This window comes from Methylocystis sp. H62, from assembly GCF_015709515.1.
In the GTDB taxonomy this organism is placed as follows: Bacteria; Pseudomonadota; Alphaproteobacteria; order Rhizobiales; family Beijerinckiaceae; genus Methylocystis.
Genome location: NZ_JADNQZ010000053.1, coordinates 108,834 through 127,560, shown reverse-complemented (window position 1 = coordinate 127,560; position 18,727 = coordinate 108,834). Strand labels below are relative to the sequence as shown.

Sequence of the window (18,727 nt, the reverse complement as noted above, 5' to 3'; positions counted from 1 at the left end):
ACTTTTTCGGAACTTGCGCTAAGGCTCGCCGGATTTCGGCGCCTCCGGCGCGCCATGCTCATGTTCATGCTCATGCGCCTGCGGCGCCTGCCTGGTCTTTGGTCCAAGCGTTTTGGCGATGATCGGCTCCGTCGTCGATGTCCAATCCGAACCGGCGGCGACGATCGGGGTCGGCGCGTCGCCCGGAACCATGTGGACGAGCGAATAGCCGCGCTTTTTGAGTTCGCGCAGAAATTCCGGCAGCATCTGCGCGGTGATCCCTTGCGAATCGTGGAAGAGCACGATGCCTTTGCGGTTCTTTTCAAGCCGCGACAGCACGAGATCGAGTTCGGCCTTGGGCGTCATATGCGACCAGTCCGAGGCCCACAGATCCGAGCCGAAGATCGTATAGCCGCGCGCTGTGAGGTCGGCGACGAGCGCGGGCGTGTCGGCGAAGCCGGGAAAGCGGAAGAAAGGCGCGGCCGTCGCGCCGAGCGCCTTGTTCACGGCGGCGATCCCCTTGTCGATGTCGGCCTTGGCGGCGTCCTCGCTCATCAGCCTCAGGGTCTTGTCGGGATGGCTGTAGGAATGGTGAGCGATGGTGTGGCCGTCCGCGGCGGCGCGCTTCACCAGAGCGGGCAGGCTTTCCGCATTCCGGCCGATCAGAAAGAAGGTCACGCGCGCGCATTCCTTGGCGAGCGCGTCGAGCACTTGCGGCGTGGGAGACGCCGGTCCGTCATCGAACGTCAGCACCACCTCATGGTCGCGCAAATCGAGCGTGCGCGGATAGCTTTGCAGGCCGACCGCCGTTCCCTTGGCGCGGTCGATTTCGATGATTCGCGACACGCCGAGCGCGTCGGGTCCGCAATTCCGTTCCACGGCGGCGGCGTCGCGGGGCGCATAACAGACGCCGGCGGCCGATAAAGTCGCCAGCAGCATGAGGGCGGACCGCTGGAGGGGAGCGGCGACTGTCGCTTTAGATCTTTTCAGCAATAGAAAAATGGCGGTCATGACGGCTTGCCGGTTTGATTTCTCGCGCCCTCGGGTTAAGAGCGCGACCATAATATAGCGCGGGACCGCCTATGCCGCTCGATCATGAAGATACGGCGACCCCCGCCGAGGACTTCCGCGACGGCCGAGAGGCGTCTCTCAGCCGGGAATTCGTTCTCGACGTCGAAGGCGCGATCGCGCTCGGCGACTCGGAGCGCGTTCACGAGCTCGTCGGCGACCTGCACGAGGCGGACCTTGGCGCCTTGCTGGAGCTGCTGAGCCACGAAGCGCGGCCCCGCCTTGTCGAGCTGATGGGCGCGGACTTCGACTTTACGGCCCTGATGGAGGTCGGCGAAGCGACCCGCGAGGACATCCTCGAGGAACTCCAAGTCGAGACCCTCATCGAGGGCGTGCGCGACCTCGAAAGCGACGACGCCGTCGCCATTCTCGAAGGTCTGGAGCCAAAAGAACAGGCGGAGGTCCTCGACGCGCTCCCGGCGCAAGAGCGGATCGTCCTGCGCCGCTCGCTGGACTATCCGGAGGATTCCGCCGGGCGCCTGATGCAGACGACGTTTGTCGCGGCGCCCCCCTTCTGGACGGCGGGGCGCGTGCTCGATTTTTTTCGAGAATGCGGTGAAGAGAATCTGCCCGAGAACTTCTTCGAGGTCTTCGTCGTCGATCCCGGCTACCGTTTGCTGGGGACCGTTTTCCTCGACGCTCTGGTGCGGGCCAGGCCGAGCGTGCGGCTCGACGAAATCATGCAGGAGGATCGGCGGCGGGTGAATGCGACCGAGGACGGCGCCGAGGCGGCGCGGCTCTTCGAGCGCTACAATCTCGTCTCCGTGCCGGTTGTCGATGAATCCGAACGGCTCGTCGGCGTTCTCACCATCGACGACATCGTCGACGTCATCCAGGAGCAGGCGTCGGACGAGATCCTGGCGCTCGGCGGCGTCAACCCCGAAGAAGAGCTGACCGACAATTTCTGGTGGATCGCGCGGAGCCGCTTCACTTGGCTCTCAGTGAATATGCTGACCGCCTTCATCACCTCCAGCGTGCTCAAGCATTTTCAGTTGCAGCTGGAGCAAATGGTGGCGCTGGCGGTGCTGGGGCCGATCGTCGCGGGCCAGGGCGGCAATTCCGCGACCCAGACCATGACCGTCGCCGTTCGGGCGCTCGCCACCCGCGAGCTGACCCGCGCCAACGCCATGCGGATTATTTTCCGGGAGCTGGCCATCGGCGCGGTCAATGGCGCGGCCTTTGGCCTCGTGACCGGCGTCGTCGCCGCCAACTGGTTCCATAATGTTGGGCTTGGGCCTGTCATCGCCATGGCGATGTTCACGAATCTGGTGGCGGGAGCACTTGGCGGCATCGTCGTGCCGCTTGCGTTCGACAAGCTGAAGTTCGATCCTGCCGTCGCGTCGGGGCCTTTCGTGACGACCATCACCGACGTGGTCGGCTACGGGGCGTTCCTTACAATCGCCAGTATGTGGTTCCATTTGGGCTGAGGCGCGTCGGCGTTTACGCTCCGTTACCGCCTGCGGAGATAATTTGGAGAAATGCGCTCGTTGAAATGTTTTTCCCCGCTTTCCTCGGCCCTCGTGTGCGCTGCATTGGCGGCGACGCTCGCGGGCTGCGGCAGCTCTTATGATCCGGGCTTTTCGCGCCGGCCGCGGTTCCAGACCAGCGCGCCGCTAATCAATCCCAAGCGCGACCCGAGCTTTCTCGCCTACGCCGTGCCGGAGAACGATCTCCATAAATTCCCGGCGACGCGCAGCGCCGAATTCGCCGTCCACGGCATCGACGTGTCGAAATATCAGGGGAATATCGACTGGGAGCAGGTGAAGGAATCCGGCGTCTCCTTCGCCTTCATCAAGGCCACGGAAGGCGGCGACCGGGTCGACTCGAAGTTCGCCCAAAATTGGGCGGCGGCGAAGGCGGCCGGCGTGCCGCGCGGCGCCTATCACTTCGTATACTGGTGTCGCCGGCCGCATGAAGAGATTGGCAATTTCGCCAGCATCGTGCCGAATGAGCCCGACGCGCTGCCGCCGGTGCTCGATGTCGAGGCGACGCCGACGTCGGGAACCTGCAAACGCACGCTCTATCGCGAGGAAGTGCTGCGCGACATGAAGGACATGCTCACGCAGATGGAGCGCCATTACGGCAAGAAGCCGATCATCTATTCATCGGTCGACTTCTATCAGGCGATCCTGCATTCCGACGCTCTGTCCGAATATCCGATCTGGGTCCGCTCGACGAAATATCACCCACAGGTGCGTTACGGCGACCGCAAATGGACTTTTTGGCAGTATCGCTCGGACGGGCGCGTGCCCGGCATCACCGGCGCGGTGGACCAGAACACGTTCAACGGCTCAGCCGATCACTGGCGAAGCTGGCTCGCGCATCAGACCGGCCTGGCGGCGGCGCCGGTCGCGGCGCGGCCGACCGACGATCGCGGCGGCAAGCAGCTCATCGAGGAAGATCCGGCGATGCTGTCGGGCGGCGAAAAGAACGCCTATGACAAGGCGGCGAGCGCTCCCGTCCCGCCGGCCGCCGTCCAATAGGCGGAAAGCTGCAGCGACCGATCGCCCTGGTAACAGCCCTCGACGGGGTAGCCATGGGGCGAGATTTCGCGTATAGGCCCAACGCCAGTTTCCGCCGCGCGGCGCTCCCGCCCGCAGCCTTCCGTCAGAGAGAGAATAAATGGCCGTTCCGAAGAGAAAAACCTCGCCGATGAAGCGGGGATTCCGTCGCTCCGCCGACGCCCTCAAGGCGCCGACCTATATCGAAGACAAGGATTCCGGCGAGCTTCGCCGGCCGCATCACGTCGACCTCAAGTCCGGCATGTATCGTGGCCGTCAGGTGCTGAAGCCGAAAGCCGTCGAGGAATAATCGCTCCGACGTGCGATGAAGTGAAAGCGGGCCGCGAGGCTCGCTTTTTTGTTTTCGAACAGTCATGCGGGCCTTATTCATGCCAGGCGGTCGGGGATCGCTCAGGCTACGCGAAGGTTTGCAAGGGCGTCCTTGCCGGGTAGGATCCTGCGGAGGAAATACTCGTGAATAGCATAGATATAGCTATAGTTACTTTTTTTGCGACATTGCTAGCAGGCATATTTGGATTTGCCGTTACGCTAAGGCTGAAAGAGAGCTGGCTTGATGGAGTATCAAGGGATCAGTTCAAAGCAGTGAGAAACATGATTGCTTCACTACTTGCGGTATGTCTCGGATTTTTATTGGTAACAGCAAAAAACAATTTTGATAAGAAGGTTGACGAGGTCAGGACGCAAGCGTCCAAGGTTGTTTTGTTGCATCGCGTGTTAGATTTGTTTGGCGACGAAGCTAACGAAGCGAGAACAAAGATCATGCGCACTCTGCAGGGTCAGATTGATCTATTGCAGGTCGCGAGCGGCGATAACATCGATCAAAAAGAGGCTTTTAAAAAAGCCAAGATCGATTCATTTCGAGAGGCCGTGCTCAGTTTAGAAGCAAAAGATGAGAAAAAATCATGGGCGAAAACGGCCGCGCTTAATTTAACGCAAGAAATTTCCGGCATAAGATGGAAAATATATAACGACTTGAACGCCAATATACCGCTAGAGGTGGTCATATTCCTGATCGCGCTCCTCGTGACGGTTTTCTTTAATTTCGGCGTCATTTCGCACCATCATTGGACAGCGGCGCTTGGGCTTGTCACGGCGTCCATATGCGTCTCCGGGGCGATCTTTCTGCTGGTGGAGCTCGATCGGCCATTCCAGGGGTTTTTCACTGTTCCAACCGAACCTCTGAAATCTGCAGTCGACATTATCAAAATGGGGTAAGTTGAACTTCGAATTAGTCGCTGAGTTATTTGTTTTCACGCAAGAGGCGGCCGGCAGCGCCTTTGCCGTGGCAGGAAAGGCTTCGCCGGCGTTGATCAGCGCCGCTGCTGGGCCGTCGCGAGCAGCGGCAGCAAAAGCGCCCGCGGCGCCGCCGCCGCACCCCAAACGAATATCCGGTTGACGAGGCCCGGCACGATGACGCGCTTGCCGGCCATCAGACCCGCGTAGCCCTGGCGCGCGACTTCCGCCGCCGGCAGCATCGCCGGCTTGATCGCCGTCATGAAGCCGGAGAGATCCATCCCGGCGCGCGCCTGGAAGCCGGTCTGCACCGGACCGGGACACAGGCACGCGACCTTCACCCCCAGCGGCTTCAATTCCTGCGACAGCGCTTCGCTGAACGAGCGCACATAGGCCTTGGTGGCGTAATAGACCGCAAAGCCCGGTCCCGGCATGAAGGCGGCCACCGAGGCGACGTTGAGGACGCCGCCCTTCGCCGCGACGATCGCCGGCAGAAAGCGCAAGGTCAGCGCGGTGAGCGCGCGCATGTTGAGATCGACAATCGCGAGCTGCTCGGCGGCGTCGAGTTCGATGGCGCGGCCCATGATGCCGAAGCCCGCGTTGTTGACGAGGAAGTTTGGAGCGACGCCGGCTTCCGCCAGCCGCTCCGACAGCGTATCCGCGGCGCCCTCGGTGGTGAGATCGAGTTCGATCGCGAGCGGGCGGACGGCGCCATCGGCGGCGATTTCATCGGCCAGCGCCTCCAGCCGGTCGCCGCGACGGGCGACGAGCGCAAGTTCATGGCCGTGGGCGGCGAAGATGCGGGCAAGCGCCGCGCCGATGCCGTCGGACGCGCCGGTGATCACCGCGACAGGGCGCATCACAGTTCGTCCTTATCGCGCGACCAGGGACCGCTCGGCGCCGGCGCCGCGTCGCGGAACTCGCGGCGCAGCTCGACGCGTTCGCGCGTCGAGACGCCGAGCAATTCGGCGACGCGCCAGACGACGTTCTCCTCGAACTCATGCACCGCGCCGTCGGCATGCGCCATGTCCCAGAGCATGCCGATGATCTGGCGGCGCCCGTCCTCGTCGAGCCGGCGCTTCAGAACGCTGGTGAAGCGATAGAGGTCGACGGCGTCGCGCTCGCTCGCCTGCGCGGCGTCGATCAATTCGGCCGCCTCGTCCCCCTGGAGGTTGAAGCGCGCCTCGACGAGCTGCCGGATGCGGGCCTTCTCCGTGTCGTCGAATTGCCCGTCGACCGAGGCGATATGGACGAGAAGCGCGGCGGCGGCGAGCTGATAGTCCGCGGCCTCAAAGGCCTTGGGCCGCTCGGCCTCGCCGGTGAGTTCATTGATGAAGTTTTTGAGCGCTGAGAACATGGCGGCGAAGCTAGCGGGGCGGGAGCTGCGTTGCAAATCCGTATAGAGCGGGGGCGGGGAAGGATAGCTTGACGCGGAACACGCCGTCGCTCTCCAGAACTGGGGAAAGTTTGCAGATATTTCGGCATGGGGCCCACCGTCACGCTGAGGCTTGGCCATGTATTTTTGCGCGGAGACGATTAAGATATCTCGCGACGCTGCGGTTAAGTCCGCCTACGAACAAATTTATCGGCGATGGCGAAAAAAAAGAAAAATAATGGCTCTGGTCTGGTCCTCCTACCATTCGCAGGACTTCTGGCTTGGGCGGGTTGGCCAAGCGAGCTCAGTAAAATCTTAGCGGGTCTTCTAGCGATAGCCGGACTGGGGACTATCGCCGTTTGGACTACGAGTTACGTGAAGTATTCGCGCGCCGCGAGACGCGTGGATAGTACGCTAAAAGAAGTCGTTGACGCCAACATTGAGGTTCTAGCGCGGAGGAGATCTCAATTATTGCAGCTCGATCCCTACGGCAATTTGAAGCCGGAAAAATGGTTAAAGGAGATAGATTACTTTATTTCGAATAACCTGTTCTTGGGACTGGACAGCGATTATGACCGCTTTGTTGCGGCTGAGCGAGCGCCCGAGCTAACTGATTATGTTGAGAGCACGGTTGCTTCGAAAACAGAGCTCGAACCACGTCATCAGGCGTTTCGAGATGAGATGACGCCCATAGATTATGAGCATTACTGTGCCGAAGAACTTAATCGCAGCGGTTGGGACGCGCGGGTGACGATGGCCAGCCGCGATCAAGGCGTGGACGTAATTGCTCAAAAATCGGGAATTCGGCTTGCGGTTCAATGCAAACTCTACCGATCTCCCGTCGGCAACAAAGCAGTGCAAGAGGTCGTTGCAGCCCGAGCTCATGAAATGGCGGATTACGCAATTGTCGTAAGCAATAACAGTTATACTCCCGCTGCCCAGGAACTCGCACGAACGAACAACGTTATTTTGCTACACCATCGCGACCTCGCAAAAATCGATAAAATTCTAAGCTTTCCCAAAGAAGCTTCTGAACGGTTTTTTCCGTATCCAGCAATCTCGTCCGTGGAGGTTCCTCGGGAAGCGGCTTTCGCAGAAGCCACCCGTCCGCAGCAGAGCATGCCTATTCTATTTTATACGATGGCGGCAGTCGTATCTGCCATTATCATTTCAATCTTTCTTAACCGTGCGCCTCCGAATGTGATGAACTCCCGGTCTATCCAGGACCCAAAACATCAGGTGCAAAAAACTCTCGCGTCCGGAACGTCGGCGCCGAGCGCATCAAGTCGTGGGACGTCATCGATCTCGGACGTGACCGCAAAGGATCCGTCGTCGCCTTCCGAAGCAACCGCCCAACCAGTTTCAAGGTCGAGCCCCGATCCAAGGGCGCCGCCATCTGCAAGGGGTAATGTCGAGGCTGCCGTTGAAGGCGGGGATAAGGTGAGTCGTATTCCTCGGACAAGCGCGGGTGACAATCCTCTACCTCATTTCGCGCTAGCTCTGCGTTGTTTGCCGGCATCCGCCGGAGAGACGACATCGATTGATATTTCGATCACAGGTGATAAATGGACGGTGCGACACCGCCAGAAAAAGGGCGCCGCCATTGAGCGCCGCGCACAATATGACATCTTGGATACAAGCAGAGCGCGCGAACTCTCCTGGCAAGGCGTGCATCGGCGGAATCGCGAATTAAAAATGGTCGCTAGCTTGAGCCATCGAAGCCCAAATGGCGCTCGCATTTACAAAGAAGAGCTGATCGACGCCAACGTGGGCAGGGTCATGGAGACGACTGCAGTGTGCGAAGAGCTGCGCACCAGGCCCACTCGCCCTCGTCGGGGTCATTAAGAGCAGAACTGATTGTTCTGGGCATTCAACAACGAGCCGTTGAGTAAGCGGGGGACTTTTGGATTTTGAGTTTGCTCGGGACTGCCGAGAGGCTCGCTTTTCTCCCGCGAGAAGTTTCGACAGGCAGCGGCTCGTCGCAAACTTGTGTCGATTCGCGGCGCGGGCGCGCCGGCGACAGCACAATGCCGCCGGCCTTCGATCGCACGTCGGATTGCTCGGAAAGGGCGAGCGCGTTATCGCCGATTCAGCCCGAGCAGGCTAACCCAGTGACAATCCAACTGTATTGGTGAGCGCTCATACGACGGCCTATCGCCATTGGCGAACACCGCCACAGAATGACCGAAATTGCCGGTCAAAGGCGACAGTCTTTACATTCCGAAAAGCAAGTGATGGCAAGGTCTCGGCTCAGCAAAGACGTTCGGCGGGTTTAGGCCGGAGCATTCTCTGGTCGGCAACAGGACATGGGAACTCCAAAATCATGATCATGGACGATGGGATCGCCGATGCCGGCGAAAGAAACGAGGAAGCTCCGCTTGGGCTTGCGTCGGGGCGTCTCAACCGCCGGTCGTTTCTGGTCGGCTCCGCCGCCGGTCTCGGCGCGGCGGGACTCGCCGGTTGCGTGTCGTCCGACGATTTGATGCGCGCCGAAGCGGCGAAGCTTTACGGGCCGGTTGCCAACGACAAATTCGCGATCCCGGCTGTCGACATCAGCAGGGTCGATCCGAGATATTTTCGCCAGAAAGTGCGCTACGACAGCAAGGAAGCGCCCGGCACGATCATCGTCGATCCTGGCAAATTCCATCTTTACCGCATCGAAGGCGACGGAATGGCCACCCGCTATGGCGCCAATGTCAGCCGCCCCGGATTCCTGTGGAGCGGTGATGTCTATGTCGGGCGCAAGGCCGAGTGGCCCACCTGGACGCCGCCCAAGGAGATGATCGCGCGCCAGCCAGAGGCGCGCAAATATGCCGGCGGCATGCCGGGAGGTCTGGAGAATCCGCTCGGCGCCCGCGTGCTGTATCTCTATAAAAACGGCGTCTACACGGTCTATACGATCTACAGCACCAGCGACCCCGATACGCTCGGGCAGGGCATCACGAGCGGCTGTACAGGCCTCCTCAGTCAGGACATGCTCGACCTCTATTCGCGAACGCCGGTCAAGACGAAGGTGGTCATGCTGCCGGCGTAGCCAGCGGGGTCAATTCCTTTTCAGGCGCCGCCAATCCTAGGGCCGCAGCGACGACGCCGTCGTCAGCTCTCGATACGCCTGCGGCAGCAAACGCGCGAGCAGCGAACCCCACGCGCGCTGTCCGCTGTCGCCGGCGATCAGGTCCTGGCGGATCTCGACCTCGACGTGAAGCAGCCCGCGACGCTCGCCATGCACCGGAATGGTGTAATCCGTCTCATCGGTCACGCTATAAGGCTCGTTATCGCCGACGACGAGTCCGTCTTCGCGCTTGAGCGAAGCGATCAGCAGATCGGCGAAACGCGCGTCGCGATTGTACAGCACGCCGGCATGCCAGGGCCGCGCCGCGCCCATGTAGACCGGCGTAAAACTATGCATTGCGATCAACGCCGCCGGCCGGCCCTCCCGCCATCGCCGATCAAGCTCGGCTTTGATCCGATCATGATAGGGCTGGAAAATCTCGCGCAGCCGCGCGTCCTTCTGGCCTTCGCTCAAGCCGACGTTTCCGGGGATCTGGGTAAACTCGCTGATTTCGGGGATTGACGTTTCCGACCCCGGCGCGCGGTTGCAGTCGATGACCAGGCGCGAATAGTTCTGCTGCACCAAAGTGGCGTCGAGCGCATCCGCCACGAAGCGCGAAACCGCAGCGACGCCAATGTCCCAGGCGATGTGGCGCGCCAATTCGCTTTCCGGAACGCCGAGCCGGCCGAGCGCGCGCGGGAGGGCATTGCCCGCGTGATCGACCACGATCAGCAGCGGCGAGAGGCCGTTTTCATTGTGCACCGTGATCGGCGCCGGGTCATCGGCCGCCAACAGTCTGTATGGCGATCCAGTCATGGGCGTTCTCTTCGTTGGAGCGGCGACGGCGCAAAGCGATAAACGAGTCCTGTTCCTGGCGTGGAAATTGCCTGCTATCGGAACTTGCATTATCCGCAACTTGATCACCGCGGGACCGCAATGCCGATTCTCACCGTCCGACACGTCACGACTTACCATTATGCGCAGCCTGTCGCGTTCGGCGAGCACCGGATGATGCTGCGTCCGCGCGACGACGACGACCAGATCGTGCTCGAGTCCGAACTCGAAATTACGCCCGCGCCGAGCCAAATCTCCTGGACGCGGGATATTTTCGGCAATCATGTCGCGACGGCCCGTTTCGCGGAACGCGCCTCGGAGCTTCGCGTCGAAAGCACCATGCGTCTCCGCCACGCGCCGACCGACTTCAAAGAAGCCGATATTGAGGACTTTGCGCGGAGCCATCCGTTTGCTTACGGCGAAGCAGAGAGGCGCGATCTCGCGCGCTTCCTCACGCCACAGTCGCAGCATCCCCGGCTCGATCGCTGGGCCGCCGCGTTCCTGCGGGAGGATGGATCGGCCGACACCCACAAGCTTCTCGTCGAGATGACGCAGACCATCAACCGGACCTTCAAGCATGTATCGCGACATGAGAAGGGCGTGCAGGATCCGGTGCAGACGTTGGAGCTCGCGAGTGGAAGTTGTCGCGACCTTGCGACGCTGATGATCGCGGCGCTGCGGTCGCTTGGAATCGCCGCGCGATTCGTCTCCGGATATCTGCATCTTGACGATGATGACGACGACGACGTCGGGGGCAACACCCACGCCTGGGTCCAGGCCTATATCGCCGGCCCTGGCTGGGTTGACTTCGATCCATCGAGCGGCATGTTCGGGAATCGGAATTTGGTGCGCATCGCGGTCGTGGATGAGCCAAGGGAAGCGATTCCGCTGCAAGGAACATGGATCGGGACGGCGTCCGACCATCTCGCCATGAAGGTCGCCGTCAAAGTCGCCGCCGCTGCGGACGCCGAATGCGGCGCTCTCATGTGCGCGGGAGGATAACGCCCGACCGTTGCGACGGCTCCGCTTGTTCGAGCAGAGGAGGCTTTCCGGATGAAGATTCGCGCCGGCTATGAAATCACCTATGACTGCCCGCAGCCGACGCCGATGATTCTGACGCTGAGCGTCCATCCGTCACGCCTCGCTGATGTGCTGACCGCGGATCGCATGCGCCTCGATCCGCCCATCCCCGCCAACACCTATCACGACAGTTTCGGCAATTTCTGCCACGTCATCCGCGCACCTGTGGGCCGGCTGACAATGTCCTCGGACTTTCTGGTGCAGGACAATGGCGAACCCGACCCAATCGCCGCGCAGGCCGAGCAGCATGCGCTCGAAGACCTGCCGGTGGAGGTTCTGATCTATCTGCTCGGCAGCCGCTATTGCGAGACCGATCGCCTGTCGGATTTGGCGTGGTCGCTTTTCGGTCAGGTTCCGAAGGGTTGGCCGCTGGCGCAGGCGATCTGTGACTATGTCCATGACCGCCTCGCCTTCGATTACCAGCATGCGAGCCCGACAAGAACAGCGTGGGACGCGAATGCAGAGCAACGCGGCGTGTGCCGCGACTTCGCTCATCTCGCCGTCGCCTTGTGCCGCTGCATGAATATTCCTGCGCGTTACTGCACCGGCTATCTTGGAGACATCGGCGTGCCGCCGGACGACGCCGCGATGGATTTCAGCGCCTGGTTCGAAGTCTATCTCGGCGGCCGCTGGCACACCTTCGACGCCCGCCACAACACCCCGCGAATCGGGCGCATCCTGATTGCGCGCGGACGAGATGCGACCGACGTCGCGATGGTGACCTCATTTGGCCCGTGCACGCTCGCGAGCTTCAGGGTCATCGCCGAGGAGGTCACGGCGCCGGCGTACGGGAATTGACATAAACGCATCTTTATATCTTTATTGCCTTCCTCGCCCACCCCTGCTATAGGCTCGCTCCGAGCCGCTGGCGTAAACCAGCGGCGCGTATTCGGTTGAGCCATTCGCTTGGCGTGTCGTCCCCGGCCAGCCGCAGGCCTGACCGGGAATCCAGAGCCGAGAGACGCCGGCTTTGCTCGGATACTCCCTCGCTTCGCGATGCGAAGCGTCGGGAATGACAGCCGACGAGCCGCACGAGAAACAGAGGATTTCGCATGACCGCACATCACTTTAACGATTTCGCCGTCACCGACCTTTCGCTGGCGGAATGGGGCCGCAAGGAAATCGCCATCGCCGAGACGGAAATGCCCGGCCTGATGGCGACCCGCGCCGAATATGGCCCGTCGCAGCCGCTGAAAGGCGCGCGCGTCGCCGGCTCGCTGCACATGACCATCCAGACGGCCGTGCTGATTGAGACTTTGAAGGCGCTCGGCGCCGACGTGCGCTGGGCCTCCTGCAACATCTATTCGACGCAGGACCACGCCGCCGCCGCCATCGCCGCGACCGGCACGCCGGTCTTCGCCAAGAAGGGCGAGAGCCTCGAAGATTATTGGGATTACACCCACAAGATCTTCGAATGGAGCGACGGCGGCTGCCCCAACATGATCCTCGACGACGGTGGCGACGCCACGCTGCTCATTCATCTGGGCCTGCGCGCCGAGCAGGGCGACGTCGCCTTCCTCGAAACCGCTTCGAATGAAGAAGAAGAAGTTCTCTACGCCTCGATCAAGAAGCGCCTGAAGGCCAATCCGGGCTTCTACAAGCGCAACGCCGAGGCGATCAAAGGCGTCACCGAAGAGACGACGACGGGCGTGCATCGCCTCTATGTCATGCACAAGGAGGGCAAGCTCCTCTGGCCGGCGATCAACGTCAACGACTCGGTCACCAAGTCGAAATTCGACAATCTCTATGGCTGCCGCGAGTCGCTGGTCGATGGCGTGCGCCGCGCCACCGACGTGATGATGGCCGGCAAGGTCGCCGTCATCGCCGGCTATGGCGACGTGGGCAAAGGCTCGGCGGCGTCGCTGCGCAACGCCGGTTGCCGCGTGCTGGTCACCGAAATCGACCCGATCTGCGCCCTGCAGGCGGCGATGGAAGGTTATGAAGTCACGACGATGGAAGACGCTGCGCCGCGCGGCGACATCTTCTGCACGGCGACGGGCAATGTCGACGTCATCACCGTCGACCATATGCGCGCCATGAAGGACCGCGCCATCGTCTGCAACATCGGCCATTTCGACTCGGAGATTCAGGTCGCCGGCCTGAAGAACCTGAAGTGGCACAATGTGAAGCCGCAGGTCGACGAGATCGAGTTCGCGGACGGCAAGCGCATCCTGCTGCTCGCCGAAGGCCGCCTCGTGAACCTGGGCTGCGCGACGGGTCATCCCTCCTTCGTGATGTCGGCGTCCTTCACCAATCAGACGCTGGCGCAGATCGAACTTTGGACCAAGCAGGGCCAGTATCCGGTCGGCGTCTACACGTTGCCCAAGCACCTCGACGAGAAGGTCGCCTCGCTGCATCTCGACAAGATCGGCGTGAAGCTGACGCAGATGACCGATGAGCAGGCCAAATATCTGAACCTGCCCAAGAACGGCCCCTTCAAGCCGGAACATTACCGCTACTGAACGCAGTTCAGGTTTTTGCCCATTTTGCGGCCTCGCTCCTTGCCTGGAGCGAGGCCGTCTTTTGAGATGGCTCGGCTTATGGCCGAAACGCCGATTCCGTTTTGAGCAATTGCGCTTTAGATTGGGGTTGATTCGTGTGCGGCGCGGCGGGCCACCGACGGAGCCCTCCGTCTTCCTGTCGTCGGAGCCTATCCGCATCCTGCGCCCGGCAGGCTGCGTCCGCGTTCTGCAAGAAACCGTTTACGGCGTTGTTGTGTTGAGCACCCGCAATTGATCGTGGAGACCGGTTCTCATGACGCGCCAATTCGATCGTTTGCAACAATTCGATCGCTTGCAAGCGGAGTCGTCCTCGCAATGACGAGACGGCGGCGCGCGATCAACCACTCTGGCGCTCCTCCCTTTGCTGGCGCTTCCCTCGGGTCTTTGCTTCTATGGCTCGAGGCGACGCCGGCGCGCGCGGCAGGCTTCCTCGAGGATCTGGCGATTGATCCGCAGATCGTCAGCTTCGCTTTTAGCGGCGGACTGGCGATTTTCGCCGCTGCGATCGTTGCGACGCATGTGCGCGAACGCGCCGCCTGGTGCCGCCGCGAAGCCGCCTTGAGCGTCGAGCTCGACGACGCCCGCGCCCAGCTCGGCCGGGCGAAAACCTTCCTCGCGTCCGAGCCGCAGATCTTCGTCGCGTGGACGGCGCCCGACGCCGAGCCCGATATCCATTCTTCGTCTCTGATCATGACCGGGGCTGTCGCCGCGCCGCGCCGCATATTGAGTTTTGGCGCCTGGCTTGCGCCCAAAGACGCTCAGGCGCTCGAAAACGCCGTCGACCGTCTGCGCAAGAGCGGCGAAAGCTTCCGCCTGGCGCTTGCCGGCGTCGCCGGTCGGCATTTTGACGCCGACGGTCGAGCGGTTGGCGGCAGCGTCGTGTTGCGCGTCCGCGAAGTCTCCGGCGACCGGTTGGAGCTGATCGGCCTTCGTGCGCGCCACGCGTCGGCGCAATCCGAACTCTCCGGTCTGCGCGCGATGCTCCAGACGCTGCCCGCGCCATTCTGGATACGCGACGACAAGGGCGAACTCATCTTCGTCAACGACGCCTATGCGCAGGCGGTCGAAGCCAAGAACCCCGAGGACGCCCTCGCCCGCAAACTGGAGTTGCTCGACCAGACGGCGCGTAGCGCCGCCGAGGAAGCGCGCGCCAAGAACACCGTTTGGCGTGAGCGCGTCAACGCCGTCGTCGCGGGCGCGCGCCATCGGCTCGACGTCACACAGGCCTCCGCCGCGGGCGCCGCCGCCGCCATCGCGATCGATCGTCATGAGGTCGAGACGGTGCGCGCCGATCTTGAGCAGCAGATGCAATCGCATGTGCGCACGCTCGATCAGCTGCCGACGGCGGTCGCGAGCTTCGATCGCGCGCGGCGACTCATTTACAGCAACGACGCTTACGCCAAGCTGTGGCAGCTCGACCCAAGGTTCCTCGAACAACGGCCGACCGACGGACAGATTCTCGACCGTCTGCGCGCCGAGCAGCGCGTGCCCGTCGAATCGGATTACAGGGCGTGGAAGGAGCGGCTGTTCGAAGCCTATCGCTCGCCAGAGCCCATACGCCACACATGGCATCTGCCGGATGGCCGCATCATCGACGTCGTCGCGCATCCGAACCCCAAAGGCGGCGTCACCTATCTTTATGACGACGCCACCAAGGCTTACGATCTCCAGACCCGTTTCAACGCGCTCGCCCGCATGCAGAGCGAAACGCTCGAGACGCTGCATGAGGGCGTGGCGGTTTTCGGTTCCGACGGGCGTTTGAAATTCAGCAATCCCGCCTTCGCCCATTTGTGGCGGCTCGATCCCGAGGAGCTCACGAAGCGGCCGCGCTTCGACGCGCTCGCCGCGAAATGCCGCGCGCTGCACGCCACAGAGGAGACATGGGCGGCGTTGCAAGGCTTCGTCACCGGTCTCAATGAGCTGCGCGAAGGCTTTACCCGGCGCATCGAACGCAGCGATGGCGTCGTCTTGGACTGTACGGCGCAATCACTGCTCGATGGCGCGGCGCTCCTGACCTTCGTCGACGTTTCCGCCGACGTGAATGTCGAACGCGCATTGACGGACCGCAACAAGGCGCTGCTCGCCGCAGAAAAGCTGCGCAATGACTTCATCCATCACGTCAGTTACGAGTTGCGCTCGCCGCTCAACAACATCAACGGCTTCGTGCATCTCCTCGGAGAGGATTCAACCGGCCCGCTCAATCCGCGCCAGCGCGAATATCTCGGCTATGTCAACAAATCCTCCGCGGCGCTGCTCGCCATCGTCGACGATATTCTCGATCTGGCGACCATCGACGAGGATGCGCTGGAGCTTGAAGTTTCCGAGGTTGACGTCGAGGCGACGATGCGCGCCGCGATCGAAGGCGTGCAGGATCGGCTCGCCGAGAATTCGATCGACGTGCAGATCGTCGCCATGGACGATGTCGGATCGTTCCGCGGCGACGCCAAACGCGTGCGCCAGATCCTGTTCAATCTTCTTTCGAACGCCATCGGATTTTCGCGTCCGGGGCAGACGGTGACGCTTGCCGTGTTGCGGCGCGAGACCGAAATCGTCTTCAAAGTCACGGATCGCGGCCGCGGCATTTCGCCGGAAATCCTCGAACGCATCTTCGATCGCTTTGAGTCGCACACCGCCGGTTCCCGCCACCGCGGCGTCGGGCTCGGCCTTTCCATCGTGCGCGCCTTGATGGAGCTTCATGGCGGCAGAGTCTTGATTGATTCCGCCCCTGGCGAAGGCACGACCGTCACCTGCATCTTTCCCGCGCATGCCGCGCAAGAAGAGGTGCCTCTTCTGGCGGCGAGCGCTGGAGGCGCGGAATGAGCGAGGAGGCGGCGCCGAAATCTGTCTGGCGCCTCGATGTCGCCAGCGAAGCCGAGACGATCGAACTCGCGCAAGAACTTTCGACGCTCGTTCGCAACGGCGACGCCGTCATGCTTTCGGGCGATCTCGGCGCCGGCAAGACCACGTTCGCACGCGCGATGATCCGCGCCTTGGTCGAAGACCCGCGGCTTGAGGCGCCAAGCCCGACCTTCACGCTGATGCAAATCTACGAGGGCGCAGGCAATCGTATCGTCCACGCCGATTTCTATCGGCTGGAGAACACTGGGGAGCTTGAGGGACTAGGCTGGGAGGAGGCGACCGACGACGCGATCGTGCTCGTCGAATGGGCGGAACGTGCGCGCGAAGCGCTCTCGCCCGATCGTCTCGAAGTGCGACTAAGCTTCGTCGACGGCGACAATCGCGAGGCGCGTCGGTTCACGATTTCCGGCTATGGCGGCTTCGTGTCGCGCCTCGCGTCGTTCAAGGCGCTGTACGAGCTTGTGCGAAAGGCGGGCTGGAGCGACGCCAAGCGCAGCTTTTTGCAAGGCGACGCCTCGACGCGCGCCTATGAGCGGCTCGAAAAGGAAAATGGACAGCGCGCGATCCTGATGATCTCGCCGGCGCGTCCGGACGGACCGCCGATCCGCTTCGGCAAATCCTATAGCGCGATCGCGCGCCTCGCCGAAAATGTCGCTCCTTTTGTCGCGATGTCTCAAGGGCTGCGTGGCTTGGGGCTCTCGGCTCCGGAAGTCTACGCCAAAGATGTCGACGCCGGCCTGCTGATCATCGAGGACTTTGGCGGCGAGGGCGTCGTCGATGGGAGCGGCCCGATCGTCGAGCGCTATCTCGAAGCGGCGGGCGCGCTCGCCTATCTTCACGCGCAGCGCCTGCCGGATACGGTCATGATCGAGGGCGACGGCGATTACCGCATCCCGCCCTATGACCTCGACGCATTGCTGATCGAAGTGGAATTGCTCGCCGACTGGTATCTCACGCGCCAGAAGGCGTCGGTCTCGTCCGGCGCCAAGGCCATCTTTCTCAATCTTTGGCGCCAAGCGCTTGTTGATGTCGCGAGCGCCGCGCCGACATGGACTCTGAGAGACTATCACTCTCCCAATCTTTTGTGGCTCGCGCAGCGGAATGGTCTGGCGCGGATCGGCATCCTTGATTTCCAGGACTGTGTGTTCGGCCATCCCGCCTATGACGTTGCTTCGCTTGGGCAGGACGCCCGCGTCGACGTGCCCGACGATTTGGAGTTGAAGCTCCTCGCCCATTACGCCAAACTGCGCCGCGACGCCGACTCCGCATTCGACATGGCCGCTTTCGCCAAGGCTTATGCGATCCTGGCGGCGCAGCGCGCGACAAAGATCCTGGGGATTTTCGCGCGGCTGGATCAGCGCGACGGCAAGCCGCAATATCTCGCGCATCTTCCGCGCGTTGAATCCTATCTCAAAAAGAGCCTCCGCCATCCGGCGCTGGCCGACATCAGGGCGTGGTATGAGGCCAACATCCCCGGCTTGTTTGGCGACGCCTGAGAAGCGCGCGCGCGCGCCTGCGCCGAGCGTCGCGATGGTGTTCGCCGCCGGATTTGGCGCGCGCATGCGGCCGATCACCGAGAAGACGCCAAAGCCGCTCGTTTCCGTCGCCGGCCGCACGCTGATCGATCGCGCGCTCGATGAATTCGAAAGCGCTGGCGTCGAACGCGTCATCGTCAACGTCCATCATCTCGCCGATCAGATCGAAACGCATCTCGCGAGCCGCGTCCGTCCGCGAGTCGTCATTTCTGACGAACGCGCGCTGCTGCTGGATCAAGGCGGCGGGATCAAGAAAGCGCTTCCTTTGATCGGAGACGATCCATTTTTCGTCTGCAACACCGACGCGTTCTGGATCGGCGCGGCGCGCTCCAATGTTCTGGCGCTCGCGGACGCCTTTGACCCCGACATGATGGACGCGGCGCTGCTGCTCGCGCCGACATCGGGAAGCGTCGGAGTCGACTGGGGCGGCGATTTCGATCTGGACGCGGAAGGGCGCATCATTCGCCGCGATGGCCAGAAACCTTATGTGTATACCGGCGTGGGCCTCATGAAGCCGCAGCTCTTCGCCGGCGTCGCGGATGATGTCTTCAAGCTCGCGCCCTTCTTCTTCGAGGCCGCGCGCAAGGGGCGGCTCTATGGAGTCGTCTCCAGCGGTCTTTGGCTTCACGTCGGCACGGTCGCAGCTATTGCAGACGCCGAGCGTGCGATCGCCGCGCGCCGGGACTGAG

The 18,727-nt window shown here is 62.0% G+C and carries 16 protein-coding genes; 12 read left to right on the top strand and 4 right to left on the bottom strand.

Annotated features, from left to right (window positions below):
• Window positions 1-18: 18 nt before the first annotated feature.
• On the bottom strand, window positions 19-990 hold the full coding sequence (locus tag IYY11_RS11455; protein ID WP_409455245.1) for a polysaccharide deacetylase family protein: 972 nt from the start codon (window positions 988-990) through the stop codon (window positions 19-21).
• A 71-nt stretch (window positions 991-1,061) separates the two neighbouring features.
• On the opposite strand from IYY11_RS11455, the gene mgtE reads away from it, so the two are divergent.
• The 4 genes from mgtE (at window position 1,062) to IYY11_RS11435 (ending at window position 4,784) form a co-directional block, all read left to right on the top strand.
• Window positions 1,062-2,474: a magnesium transporter gene (gene mgtE / locus IYY11_RS11450; RefSeq protein ID WP_196403973.1), complete on the top strand. Its 1,413-nt coding sequence runs from the start codon at window positions 1,062-1,064 to the stop codon at window positions 2,472-2,474.
• A 51-nt stretch (window positions 2,475-2,525) separates the two neighbouring features.
• Entirely contained in the window at window positions 2,526-3,530 is a 1,005-nt protein-coding gene (locus IYY11_RS11445) for a GH25 family lysozyme (protein ID WP_196403972.1), read from the top strand.
• A 139-nt stretch (window positions 3,531-3,669) separates the two neighbouring features.
• Window positions 3,670-3,858, top strand: a complete 189-nt coding sequence (gene rpmF, locus IYY11_RS11440; RefSeq protein ID WP_196401297.1) for a 50S ribosomal protein L32 — start codon at window positions 3,670-3,672, stop codon at window positions 3,856-3,858.
• Between the two features lie 164 nt (window positions 3,859-4,022).
• Window positions 4,023-4,784, top strand: a complete 762-nt coding sequence (locus IYY11_RS11435) for a hypothetical protein (RefSeq protein ID WP_312029721.1) — start codon at window positions 4,023-4,025, stop codon at window positions 4,782-4,784.
• A gap of 95 nt (window positions 4,785-4,879) precedes the next feature.
• Here the strand turns inward: IYY11_RS11435 and IYY11_RS11430 are convergent, their stop codons facing one another.
• Window positions 4,880-5,665 carry an SDR family NAD(P)-dependent oxidoreductase gene (locus IYY11_RS11430; RefSeq protein ID WP_196403971.1) on the bottom strand — a complete coding sequence of 262 codons (786 nt, stop codon included), beginning with the start codon at window positions 5,663-5,665 and terminating at the stop codon, window positions 4,880-4,882.
• Window positions 5,662-6,159 (bottom strand): TerB family tellurite resistance protein, encoded by a 498-nt coding sequence (locus IYY11_RS11425; RefSeq protein WP_196403970.1) that lies wholly within the window; start codon window positions 6,157-6,159, stop codon window positions 5,662-5,664. Before IYY11_RS11425 ends, IYY11_RS11430 begins: the two co-directional genes overlap by 4 nt.
• Before the next feature lie 489 nt (window positions 6,160-6,648).
• Here IYY11_RS11425 and IYY11_RS11420 point away from each other — a divergent pair, with 489 nt between their 5' ends.
• Together IYY11_RS11420 and IYY11_RS11415 are read left to right on the top strand one after the other, a co-directional pair.
• On the top strand, window positions 6,649-8,022 hold the full coding sequence (locus IYY11_RS11420; RefSeq protein WP_196403969.1) for a restriction endonuclease: 1,374 nt from the start codon (window positions 6,649-6,651) through the stop codon (window positions 8,020-8,022).
• A 478-nt stretch (window positions 8,023-8,500) separates the two neighbouring features.
• Window positions 8,501-9,211, top strand: a complete 711-nt coding sequence (locus tag IYY11_RS11415; protein WP_196403968.1) for a L,D-transpeptidase — start codon at window positions 8,501-8,503, stop codon at window positions 9,209-9,211.
• 36 nt (window positions 9,212-9,247) lie between these two features.
• On the opposite strand, the gene IYY11_RS11410 is transcribed toward IYY11_RS11415, so the two are convergent.
• Window positions 9,248-10,045, bottom strand: coding sequence for an N-formylglutamate amidohydrolase (locus IYY11_RS11410; RefSeq protein ID WP_196403967.1), 798 nt, complete (start codon window positions 10,043-10,045; stop codon window positions 9,248-9,250).
• A 120-nt stretch (window positions 10,046-10,165) separates the two neighbouring features.
• Between IYY11_RS11410 and IYY11_RS11405 the strand changes: the two genes are divergently transcribed.
• The 6 genes from IYY11_RS11405 to IYY11_RS11380 all read left to right on the top strand — a co-directional run bounded on the left by IYY11_RS11405 (window position 10,166) and on the right by IYY11_RS11380 (window position 18,726).
• Window positions 10,166-11,065 (top strand): transglutaminase family protein, encoded by a 900-nt coding sequence (locus IYY11_RS11405; RefSeq protein ID WP_196403966.1) that lies wholly within the window; start codon window positions 10,166-10,168, stop codon window positions 11,063-11,065.
• 51 nt (window positions 11,066-11,116) lie between these two features.
• The gene (locus IYY11_RS11400) at window positions 11,117-11,941 is read left to right on the top strand and encodes a transglutaminase-like domain-containing protein (protein WP_196403965.1); all 825 of its coding nucleotides are present in this window, start codon (window positions 11,117-11,119) and stop codon (window positions 11,939-11,941) included.
• A gap of 254 nt (window positions 11,942-12,195) precedes the next feature.
• Entirely contained in the window at window positions 12,196-13,605 is a 1,410-nt protein-coding gene (ahcY, locus tag IYY11_RS11395) for an adenosylhomocysteinase (RefSeq protein ID WP_196403964.1), read from the top strand.
• Between the two features lie 354 nt (window positions 13,606-13,959).
• Window positions 13,960-16,464 (top strand): ATP-binding protein, encoded by a 2,505-nt coding sequence (locus IYY11_RS11390; protein WP_196403963.1) that lies wholly within the window; start codon window positions 13,960-13,962, stop codon window positions 16,462-16,464.
• A complete protein-coding gene (gene tsaE, locus IYY11_RS11385) occupies window positions 16,461-17,999 on the top strand; it encodes a tRNA (adenosine(37)-N6)-threonylcarbamoyltransferase complex ATPase subunit type 1 TsaE (RefSeq protein ID WP_196403962.1) in 1,539 nt (512 codons plus the stop codon). Before IYY11_RS11390 ends, tsaE begins: the two co-directional genes overlap by 4 nt.
• Window positions 18,000-18,033: 34 nt before the next feature.
• Window positions 18,034-18,726, top strand: coding sequence for a nucleotidyltransferase family protein (locus IYY11_RS11380; protein ID WP_196403961.1), 693 nt, complete (start codon window positions 18,034-18,036; stop codon window positions 18,724-18,726).
• The last annotated feature ends 1 nt before the right edge of the window (window position 18,727 follow it).

Excerpts from the sequence above, each read along its gene's own strand:
- IYY11_RS11455 (WP_409455245.1), bottom strand. The coding sequence starts at position 990 with ATGACCGCCATTTTTCTATTGCTGAAAAGATCTAAAGCGACAGTCGCC.
- mgtE (WP_196403973.1), top strand. The coding sequence starts at position 1,062 with ATGCCGCTCGATCATGAAGATACGGCGACCCCCGCCGAGGACTTCCGC.
- IYY11_RS11445 (WP_196403972.1), top strand. The coding sequence starts at position 2,526 with ATGCGCTCGTTGAAATGTTTTTCCCCGCTTTCCTCGGCCCTCGTGTGC.
- rpmF (WP_196401297.1), top strand. The coding sequence starts at position 3,670 with ATGGCCGTTCCGAAGAGAAAAACCTCGCCGATGAAGCGGGGATTCCGT.
- IYY11_RS11425 (WP_196403970.1), bottom strand. The coding sequence starts at position 6,159 with ATGTTCTCAGCGCTCAAAAACTTCATCAATGAACTCACCGGCGAGGCC.
- IYY11_RS11415 (WP_196403968.1), top strand. The coding sequence starts at position 8,501 with ATGATCATGGACGATGGGATCGCCGATGCCGGCGAAAGAAACGAGGAA.
- IYY11_RS11410 (WP_196403967.1), bottom strand. The coding sequence starts at position 10,045 with ATGACTGGATCGCCATACAGACTGTTGGCGGCCGATGACCCGGCGCCG.
- IYY11_RS11405 (WP_196403966.1), top strand. The coding sequence starts at position 10,166 with ATGCCGATTCTCACCGTCCGACACGTCACGACTTACCATTATGCGCAG.
- IYY11_RS11400 (WP_196403965.1), top strand. The coding sequence starts at position 11,117 with ATGAAGATTCGCGCCGGCTATGAAATCACCTATGACTGCCCGCAGCCG.
- ahcY (WP_196403964.1), top strand. The coding sequence starts at position 12,196 with ATGACCGCACATCACTTTAACGATTTCGCCGTCACCGACCTTTCGCTG.
- IYY11_RS11390 (WP_196403963.1), top strand. The coding sequence starts at position 13,960 with ATGACGAGACGGCGGCGCGCGATCAACCACTCTGGCGCTCCTCCCTTT.
- tsaE (WP_196403962.1), top strand. The coding sequence starts at position 16,461 with ATGAGCGAGGAGGCGGCGCCGAAATCTGTCTGGCGCCTCGATGTCGCC.
- IYY11_RS11380 (WP_196403961.1), top strand. The coding sequence starts at position 18,034 with ATGGTGTTCGCCGCCGGATTTGGCGCGCGCATGCGGCCGATCACCGAG.